The organism is Cyanobacteriota bacterium, from assembly GCA_025054735.1.
Classification (GTDB): Bacteria; Cyanobacteriota; Cyanobacteriia; order SKYG9; family SKYG9; genus SKYG9.
In genome coordinates, this window is the sequence record JANWZG010000136.1 from 1 (window position 1) to 9,103 (window position 9,103).

General features: G+C 48.5%; 9 protein-coding genes. 5 read left to right on the top strand and 4 right to left on the bottom strand.

Annotation, left to right across the window (positions count from 1 at the left end):
• The first annotated feature begins 606 nt into the window (after positions 1-606).
• A complete protein-coding gene (locus NZ772_08290) occupies positions 607-1,590 on the top strand; it encodes a DnaJ domain-containing protein (protein ID MCS6813551.1) in 984 nt (327 codons plus the stop codon).
• A gap of 30 nt (positions 1,591-1,620) precedes the next feature.
• Here the strand turns inward: NZ772_08290 and argS are convergent, their stop codons facing one another.
• Both argS and NZ772_08300 read right to left on the bottom strand, forming a co-directional pair.
• Positions 1,621-3,399, bottom strand: coding sequence for an arginine--tRNA ligase (gene argS, locus NZ772_08295; protein ID MCS6813552.1), 1,779 nt, complete (start codon positions 3,397-3,399; stop codon positions 1,621-1,623).
• 73 nt (positions 3,400-3,472) lie between these two features.
• Positions 3,473-4,369: a glycosyltransferase family 2 protein gene (locus NZ772_08300; protein MCS6813553.1), complete on the bottom strand. Its 897-nt coding sequence runs from the start codon at positions 4,367-4,369 to the stop codon at positions 3,473-3,475.
• A gap of 359 nt (positions 4,370-4,728) precedes the next feature.
• Between NZ772_08300 and NZ772_08305 the strand changes: the two genes are divergently transcribed.
• The 3 genes from NZ772_08305 (at position 4,729) to NZ772_08315 (ending at position 6,184) form a co-directional block, all read left to right on the top strand.
• On the top strand, positions 4,729-4,995 hold the full coding sequence (locus tag NZ772_08305; protein MCS6813554.1) for a hypothetical protein: 267 nt from the start codon (positions 4,729-4,731) through the stop codon (positions 4,993-4,995).
• A gap of 178 nt (positions 4,996-5,173) precedes the next feature.
• On the top strand, positions 5,174-5,314 hold the full coding sequence (locus NZ772_08310; GenBank protein ID MCS6813555.1) for a hypothetical protein: 141 nt from the start codon (positions 5,174-5,176) through the stop codon (positions 5,312-5,314).
• Between the two features lie 69 nt (positions 5,315-5,383).
• On the top strand, positions 5,384-6,184 hold the full coding sequence (locus NZ772_08315) for an ABC transporter ATP-binding protein (protein MCS6813556.1): 801 nt from the start codon (positions 5,384-5,386) through the stop codon (positions 6,182-6,184).
• Between the two features lie 17 nt (positions 6,185-6,201).
• Here NZ772_08315 and NZ772_08320 read toward each other — a convergent pair whose 3' ends face one another.
• Positions 6,202-7,269: an amino acid ABC transporter permease gene (locus tag NZ772_08320; protein ID MCS6813557.1), complete on the bottom strand. Its 1,068-nt coding sequence runs from the start codon at positions 7,267-7,269 to the stop codon at positions 6,202-6,204.
• Entirely contained in the window at positions 7,269-8,081 is an 813-nt protein-coding gene (locus NZ772_08325; GenBank protein ID MCS6813558.1) for a carbon-nitrogen hydrolase family protein, read from the bottom strand. Before NZ772_08325 ends, NZ772_08320 begins: the two co-directional genes overlap by 1 nt.
• Positions 8,082-8,669: 588 nt before the next feature.
• Between NZ772_08325 and NZ772_08330 the strand changes: the two genes are divergently transcribed.
• Positions 8,670-9,103: hypothetical protein (locus NZ772_08330; protein MCS6813559.1), on the top strand; the 434-nt coding region annotated here is incomplete at its 3' end.

Genomic DNA, 9,103 nt, shown 5'->3' on the forward strand with positions numbered 1-9,103 from the left:
CCGTTAGGGGTAGTGGTTGGTGTGTCTCTTTCGCTTGGACTACATTAGACTGAATCACAACGATTCTCCCAATTGCATGACGACGTTAACGACTGTTTTCAAAACCACAGGATCGTACCTAGCAGCATTAGAACTGCATCTCACATGCACATCACAGTCATCATCATGGTAATTGACACCGAAATGCATGAGTTATGCAGCCTTTACTCAATATACCCAGCTAACACGGTATCTCCACTGCCTAACCCCTAAATTATCATGACCATCGCTCACCATAGCAAGTCCCAGCTATCTAGGTTGTGATTAGATGCATAGACCTATAGTGATTCATTAATGATTTAGGTCATGTTAATTGCCTATTATTACGAACTAGATTACCAACCAAATTGGTGTAGAGATTGCAGCCGCGCTGTAAAACTAATAGGATTTATGCAAGAGCTTGATGCCAGCTAACCAAATAACTACCCTGCGATGGGCAAGATCCACGGATCTAGCAATGGGTTTTGCCTGTCTCGTTCGGGGAACCGTAACATCGCCTAACTAGTTCCAGTGTTACATTGAAAGCAAGAAACTTGCAAGGGAGTAGCAGCAAGGGAGATTAGGTGGATGTCAGCAACAGACTTCAAAGACTATTACGCCATTTTGGGGGTAAGCCGTACTGCTGATAGTGAGGAAATTAAGAAGGCTTATCGTCGATTGGCACGCAAATATCACCCGGACTTGAACCCGGGCGATCGTAAAGCGGAAGCGATGTTCAAAGACATCAATGAAGCCTATGAAGTCCTGTCCGATACTGACAAACGTCGCAAATACGACCAATTTGGTCAGTACTGGAAACAGGTGGGGCAGGGAAATCCTTGGTCTGGCGGTAGCTCTGCTTCCAACTTTGACACGGTTGAGTTTGGACGATATGCCAGTTTTGAAGAATTTGTAAATGAGCTATTAGGGAGATTCTCAACGGGAACTGCTGGCTATGGTCAGCAAACTAGTCGCAGCCAGCGCACCACTGGTAGCCCTTTCGGGTTTAACCAAACTACTGGATTTAGTACCCAGCCTGGAACTGACTATGAATCCACCATTAAGCTCACCTTTAGGGAAGCCTTTCATGGGGTGCAAAAGCGGCTGACGGTTGGTATGGAGACAATTGATGTGCGCATTCCTGCTGGGGCTAAACCTGGTAGCCGCATCCGAGTGCGCGGCAAAGGCCAGATGGGTTCCTATGGTGAGCGGGGAGATCTGTACCTCAATGTGGAGCTACAGCCCCATAGCTTTTTCCGCTTTGATGGAGACAACTTGACCTGTGAAGTGCCCATTACCCCCGATGAAGCTGTGTTGGGTGCTCGGATTGACGTACCTACCCCAGACGGTATGGTAACTATGAGTGTGCCACCAGGAATTCGCTCTGGACAGTCGCTGCGACTTCGGGGCAAAGGATGGCCTAACCCCAAAGGTGGACGGGGTGACCAATTGGTGCAGGTCGTGATTGTGCCGCCTAAGGAGTTAACAGCGATAGAGCGGGAATATTACGAGAAGATTCGTGCTCAGCGCACGACTGACCCCCGGAGCCATCTGAAACAAATGACGCTGTAGCTATTTGCACAGTTGCTGTTGTATCTGACTCTACATGCGTTCTAGGGTGGGGATTCCCAGTAGGCTTAGCCCTAGCTTGAGAGTACGGGCAGTAAGGTCACACAGGGCTAGGCGAGATGTTCGCAACGGTTCATCGGCAGAGAGCACTGGGCAGCGATCGTAAAATTGGTTAAAGGTTTGGCTCAGCTCAAACAAATACTGACACAGGCGGTTAGGTAACCAATCGGCCTCTACCTCGACTAGCACTTCCTTAAATTGCAACAGTCGTTTAGTTAAAGCTAGCTCTGTCTCTTCAGCAAGTTGGAACTGCACACTTGCTAGAGCCGTAGTTGCCGACCCATCGAGCGGAGAAAGCTCAACCCCACCCTTGCGACTAATCCCCTGAATACGGACATAGGCATAAAGCAAATACGGAGCCGTATTGCCCTGCAAAGCCAGCATCCTGTCATAGCTAAAAATGTAATCGCTATTACGGTTTTGACTCAGGTCAGCATACTTAACAGCCCCAATGCCCACAACTTGGGCCACCTGATCTATAAAATCAGGCGACTCTTGCCGCTGCTCCGCTTGCAGGCGGGCTTCTAGATCCCTACGGGCGCGCTCTACCGCTTCATCCAGCAAATCCTTAAGCCGCACAGTCTCTCCAGAGCGGGTCTTCAGCCTTTTGCCATCCTCCCCCAGCACCAAACCAAAGGGTACATGGGTTAACGTTACCCCATCGGGCACCCAGCCTGCTCGCCTAGCGACCTGAAACACCTGAGCAAAGTGGTTAGCTTGCCCTGCATCCGTGACATAAATAATGCGCTCGGCCAAATCCTGGGTGATGCGATAGCGAATGGCCGCTAGATCCGTTGTGGCGTAGTTGTAGCCGCCATCAGATTTCTGCACAATCAGCGGTAAGGGCTTGCCTTCTTTGTTAGTAAAGCCTTCTAAAAACACACATTGAGCACCATTATCTTCCACTAGTAACCCTGCTGCTGCTAAGTCGGTCAATACATCAGGTAGAAATGGATTGTAGAAGGACTCTCCTCTCTCGGTGAGGCGAATATCCAAGCGATCGTAGATGTGCTGAAATTCTCGCCGCGACTGCTCACATAGTAATTGCCATGCCCTGCGACTATCAGGATCACCAGACTGCAAACTGACGACTGCTTGCCGAGCTACAGCCTGAAAGTCTGCGTCAGCATCGAAGCGTTGTTTAGCCTGTCGATAAAATGCCACTAAATCTCCCAAATCCAGCGCCTCATAGGTGGTTAGTGCATCAGGATAGACTTCTCGCAAGTAGGCAATTAACATGCCAAACTGGGTTCCCCAATCGCCTACATGGTTAAGACGCAGGACATCATGCCCATAAAACTCTAGGATCCGGGCGATGCAATCTCCAATAATGGTGGAGCGAAGATGACCTACATGCATCTCTTTGGCAATATTAGGGCTGGAAAAATCAACAATAATACGCTGCGGCTTTGCAGTCATCTCTACGCCTAAGCGTGGATCACTATGCATAGCCTGAAGTTGAGATGCCAAGTAATCGGGGAGTAAGCGAAAATTAATGAAACCAGGGCCAGCAATCTCTGGCGGACTGCATAGGTCAGCTATCTCTAGTTGCTGCACGATCGCCTCAGCAATTGCCCTAGGTGCCATACCCAGCCGCTTTGCCAGGGACATAGCAACATTTGCTTGGTAATCTCCAAACTTGGGATTATTGGTAGGTGCCAGCAGCGGATCCGTTCCGGCTAGCTCAATTCCAAAGGCATTGACCAAGGCTGCTTCTAACCGGGCTTTTAATACAGCGATCGTAGCCGTCATGCTCTCAAACCGATGGACAGGTCACTCCCTATCTTATAACCTCCTAAGACCGCGACGGCACCGATAATTGTGCTCATGCAGCAGATGCTAGTTGGTTCCGGTGTTCCCAAACGAAACCCAATACCCCAGCAACTTGAGACACTACCAGCAACAGAGAAATCAGTATTGGAGGCTGTTTCAGCAGTTGAGAAAATGGGAACGTCAGCAAGTTGATGTAGAACGAGAGCGGCTCAACTCGCATAGGGCTAGCATCCCGTTGAGCACGAATGCAGTGGAAATGGTAGGCTCCCCGTCCATAGTTAAAGTGTTGTTTCCAGTAGGTTTTGAGGGAAAGTTGATGGGCATGGTGAATGCGGGCAGTGGGGACATACTGCATGGGATAACCAGCATGTAACCAACGATGGCAAAATTCTCGGTCTTCCCCGGCTGCCAACGGAAACGTGGTGTTGAATCCACCCACCTCGTGAAATAACAAGGTTGGCAATGCCATATTGTTCGAGGCAAAGAACGTTGGGCGATTGGAACTAATGTTGTAATACCAATAGATATAGTCAATTAATGTCTGACTGGCTGTGGAATAGAGGTTGCTGGGCAACGCATTGAGAGAGTGACCACCTAAGAGTGCTGTTGGTGTTTTTGCAAACTGCACGGCAAAGTTGGTTAACCAGTCTGGTGCTGGTCGGCAGTCATCGTCTGTAAAGGCTAGATAGGCTCCTTGAGCATGGCTCGCACCTGTGTTGCGGGCAGTAGCAGGCCCTTGGTTAGTTTGGGTAATCAACGCAATAGTTAATGAGTCACGAAAGGGGTTAACTACTGGTTCTAGTGACATAGTGCTGCCATCATCAACAACAATCACCTCTAGGCGATCGTGGGGATAGTCCAACTGAGTTAAGGCTGTTAAACACTCTGCTAAGGACTTAGGGCGATTATAGGTGGGGATGACAATGGAAAAAAGAGGTACCTCTGTCATGGGAATTAACTCGTAGCAATTACAATCGTGATAGTACGTCAGTGAAGATCTTGTGCATCAGCTTGTTACTGATTATTAGGTGCCCGGTTCTGCTTGACAGAAACATCAACCTGTATGTTTAGCGATACCTACACTCCCAACCTAACACTGGAATACCTGACAATCTCGCTCAACGTTACACTTGATTACGAGGTGTGAGCCATCTGTAACAGCCGTGATACCTTCTTGGTGAGCAGTTGCCCTCAGGCTTTATTAACGGTTGTCATGCCTGAGCATCTGCATGGCATTCTTGGATGCTCTTTAACTTCTCCTTGACTATTATCGATACTTCCCTATTCAATTAACGGTTATTCATTTCTATGAACAGGTCTTTAGAGTCGTCCTTTACTGATCGTGTTGCTTGGTTAACGAGTGCTTGTCCTGTTGCCCGGTCTGATCGTCACTTGTATGAAGAAAGCATTGAAGACTATGTAGCCCAACTGCAACTTCATATGGCGTTGCAAGCACGTAATCTAGTCCCCACGCTGAATCAAGAGGCAGTAAGCACAGATCTAGAGAGTCGTTGCCAACTATTGCATCGCACCCAAGCTGATGCTGAGCGATTGGTCTCTCGCTGTGCTGTGTAATCAATAGATTCACTGAGGCATTTAGTTAACAATTGAGTCACTTTGTAACAGTTAATAACTTCGTTACCTAGGAAACAACCCAGTTCTAGATGCGTCAGTAAAAATTGAGATATAGGTTGTGGTAGCTGGGTCAGCTATTGTCAGCAACGCCGATATTGTTAACACGGAGGACTGCGCCATGTCAGATTTAAACCGCGGCATCATGAAGTTCGATGGAGCTGACTCGCCAATTGCGGTTGCCATCTCTGCAATTCTAGTGTTAGGTGGCATTGCACTGCTGATTTGGTGGGCGATGGTATCTGCCTACAATGTTGGTTAAGTCTAGCTATTGTTGGCTAGCTGCTTTTGGTAGACTAGGGGTTGATGGATTATCATCGTGGCCTTGCCCATGACCGTAGAGCTAGAACGATCGTTGTCTGCATCAACCCCGACCTCATTGTTGTTGTCTGCACATAATCTGTGTAAGAGTTTTGGCGGCATTCGTGCTGTAGACAACGCTAGCATTACAGTTCCAGTGGGTAGCATCACGGGCTTGATTGGGCCAAATGGTGCAGGAAAAACCACACTGTTTAATTTGCTGTCTCAATTTATTCGGCCTGATCGGGGCACTATTCTGTTTGATGGGGCACCTATTCACACCTTGCAGCCTCACCAGATCGCTCAACAGGGCCTAGTTCGTACCTTTCAAGTGGCACGGGTTCTATCTCGGCTAACTGTGCTAGAAAACATGTTGCTAGGAGCACAGCACCAAACAGGTGAGAACTTCTGGCAGGTGTGGCTTCAGCCTCGGCGAGTAGCAGCCGAAGAGCAACAACTGCGCGACAAGGCACGAGAAATTTTGCATTCCGTTGGCCTAGGCCATATGGCAAATGCCTATGCAGGGTCACTCTCTGGTGGACAGCGGAAACTGCTGGAGATGGCACGGGCACTGATGGTAAATCCTAAGCTGATCTTGCTAGATGAGCCAGCAGCGGGAGTCAACCCTACATTGATTAACCAGATCTGTGATCACATTCGGATGTGGAATCAGCAGGGTATGAGCTTTTTGATCATTGAGCACAATATGGATGTGATTATGTCGCTGTGCGATCGGGTATGGGTTTTGGCGGAAGGTCGCAACCTAGCCGATGGCACTCCAGAGGAGGTGCAATCTAATCCAGCCGTGCTCGAAGCTTATCTAGGCAAGTAACCTCGGATAAGAAGCGGCTACCTGCTCCCTAGAGTTTGTTCCAGCCGTTGGCTGAACTGAGACATGCCATAGCAAATCAACCAGTAGATGGCACCAATAAAGAGATATACCTCGGCATAGCGCCCAATGAAGTCAGCTTGGGCCAAGATCGATCGAGAGATGCCCGTTAGTTCCACCAAGGCGAATAGCGCTAGTAACGATGTGTCTTTGAACAGGGAAATAAATTGGTTAACAATCGCTGGAATCACAGCTCGTAGCGCTTGCGGCAAGACAATTAGCCCCATTGTCAGCCATGGGCCTAACCCTAAGGCTTTAGCCGCTTCATACTGTCCACGGGGGATAGCTTGCAGGCCACCCCGTACAGCCTCGGCTAGGTAGGCAGCATTGAAAAGAGCAAGGCCCGCGATCGCTCGCAACACCCGATCAAGGCGAATGGTAGGGGGAAACAGCAGTTGTAGCATCACCATGGCCATGAACAAGATGCCGATCAATGGCAAGCCACGCACGATTTCGATATATAGGACACTAAACCAGCGAATAACGGGCAAATCACTCTGACGGCCCAGAGCCAACAGCACTCCTAAGGGAAACGCTACCCCGATGCTTACTACAGACAGTACAACAGTCAGCAATAACCCATTCCAGCGAATGGGTGGCACGGGTTTTAAGCCTGCCCCACCGCTGAGCAACCACCAGATCCCAAGGGTTGAAACTGTCAGCAGCACGGTAATGGAGAGGGGATGGGTTATAAACGCTACCCAAGAAGCGGGTCGGCGGACTGTTACAGAGCGTGGTTGTTGCCATAAATACCAACTGCTAGCGATGACAATTGCCCCAAACCACAGAGCTGCGATCGCAACACGCCACACCTGATCTTTGGGATAACGCCCCACCAGGAATAGAGATAGATTAGCCTGAATTACTCGCCACTGGGCTTGTTGTATAGCCCAAGTAGTTGTGAGCACAAGAATCCATCCCAAGATTACAACGGCTATAAGCGTGAGGATAACGTTGTACCAAGTGTTGAAGAGATTGCGACGTAACCATAACCATGGCGATGGTGTTAAAGGTTTTAAGGTGGTCATTACACAAACACTCGGTGCTTGAGAGATGGCATTTGGCGGCGAACTTGCTCTAAGCGTGAAGGGTCGATCGTCGCCACTACAACACCGGGTTGGTCGCCTGCATCAGCCAGCACCACACCCCAAGGATCTACAATCATGGCATGACCATGGGATTGGCGACGAGCATTATGCTTGCCAGTTTGGGCTGGGGCAATGATATAACAGGTGTTTTCAATGGCACGAGCTTGCAGCAGTACCTGCCAGTGATCTTTGCCCGTGTAAGCCGTGAACGTAGCAGGCACAAACAGAATTTCTGCGCCCATTTGCGCTAAGTGGCGATATAACTCCGGAAAGCGCAAGTCGTAACATACGGATAATCCCAAATTTCCCAACTCCTTAGAGGGATAAACTGGCGGCATCTGGTTACCGGCAACCATAGTGCCAGACTCACGATAGGTATTACCATCGGGCAAGTCTACATCAAATAAATGCACCTTCTCATAGCGGGCTAGCTCTTGCCCATTGCGTCCAATCAGTAGGGCAGTATTGTAAGCTTTGCCAGGAGTAGCCGGTACCGGATAGCCACCCCCCAAAATCATGACCTGATATTTTAGTGCCATGGTCTTGAGGAATTTTTCGCTTTCACGGGCGATCGTTTCTGCCTGGGCTATCTTTTTCTCTTCATCGCCTAAGAAAGAAAAGTTTTCAGGTAATCCAATCAACTCTGCGCCTTGTTTAACCGCTAGATCAATTAAATCTTCTGCCTGGTTTAAATTTTTCTCCAAATCAGGGATGCTGTTCATTTGCAAGGCAGCAGCAACATAAGACTTCATAACCATGTTCAAGGAATCAACTATATGCGTGTGTATGCGTGTGGTGACAAGCCATAGATTCTAGATTACAGGTTTCCGGCTAATAGATTCTAGATTACAGGTTTCCGGCTAGCACCATACCAGTCGGATTTAGATTTATAGAGGCTTTAGGATTTCTACAAAATCCGATTGTAAAAAGTAGCTGGTTAGGATAAACGAACCATATAAAAACATGGCTCGCATAACTTTTCTCATAGAGTACAGGGGTATTTGGTGTAACAGGCCTTTGAAAATTGTTGCAGTCGGTTTCGGCTGTAGGTAAAGGCATTTGTTTTGTCAGGATAGCTGACCCTGCCCACTAGGCACCTGTCTAGGGGTTGGTAGGGCGATTATCATAACAAGATAGTGTCGCTTATAACTCTTCCCTCAACAATCACAACTGATGTGTCCCAACCCCTCTAGGGTAGCTTTGCCGATGACTCCTTTTGACGTTGCTCAGGATCAGTTGTTCAGGAAAACTGACGTTGCTCTAGCCAATCAGCACCACCGTAGAATAAAGATTACCTGAATAAATGTATACTTAAGCTCTACACTGGGTTCACTAATTCTATGGGTGAGAATAAGAATTGGTTGATCATCACATCTGTAGCGTTTGGAGTTGGCTTTAGCCTCAGTCTTGCTGTTACTCGTCAAGTAAGAACTTCGGCATTAATCAGCTTGATAACAATTCCAGCCTCAGCCGCTGGGGTGTTTGTAGCGAATCGGCAGCGCCAGCAAGAGATGTTTATGTTTCTTAAAGCCGACATTAAGACGCTTGAGCAACAAAAAGAAGCCTTGAAGCGATCGCTGCAAACCCTACAGGATTATCAAGACGCAACTCAGGCGACCCATGCCCAAGCTCAGCAAGAACTAGAAGCTAAACTCCAGCAGCTACAAACTCAGCTAGATGCTGATCAGCAGAAACATCACTCACTTCAAAGTGACCTAGCAGCGCTTGAGCAGCAACGGCAAACCCTGGAGCAAGCAGTGGCAAGGCTTCGTCA